Raw genomic sequence first — 271 nt, forward strand, 5'->3', positions numbered from 1 at the left:
GATCAAGAAGGATTATTTACCAGCGATCCGCGCACTAATGCCGATGCCACATTAATTGGTGAAGTGAGTGATATTAACGACGAATTGCGCCAGCTTGCTGGTGGTAGTGGCACAAACTTGGGCACCGGCGGTATGGCAACCAAACTGCAAGCAGCCGACATTGCAAGGCGTGCTGGGGTTGAGGTTATAATTGCCAAAGGTGCGGGTAAAAATGTCATTTTAAAATGTATGAGCGAGCAACTGCCCGGCACACGTTTTTTAAAGCTCACTG

Annotated in this window: 1 protein-coding gene; it reads left to right on the plus strand. The window is 48.3% G+C overall.

Annotated elements, in window-relative coordinates; translation table 11 throughout:
- On the plus strand, positions 1-271 hold a 271-nt coding region (locus tag AAEY62_RS22490; protein ID WP_502935553.1), incomplete at both ends, for an amino acid kinase family protein.

It is taken from the genome of Pseudoalteromonas sp. GW168-MNA-CIBAN-0100, from assembly GCF_040309225.1.
Lineage (GTDB): Bacteria > Pseudomonadota > Gammaproteobacteria > Enterobacterales > Alteromonadaceae > Pseudoalteromonas > Pseudoalteromonas arctica.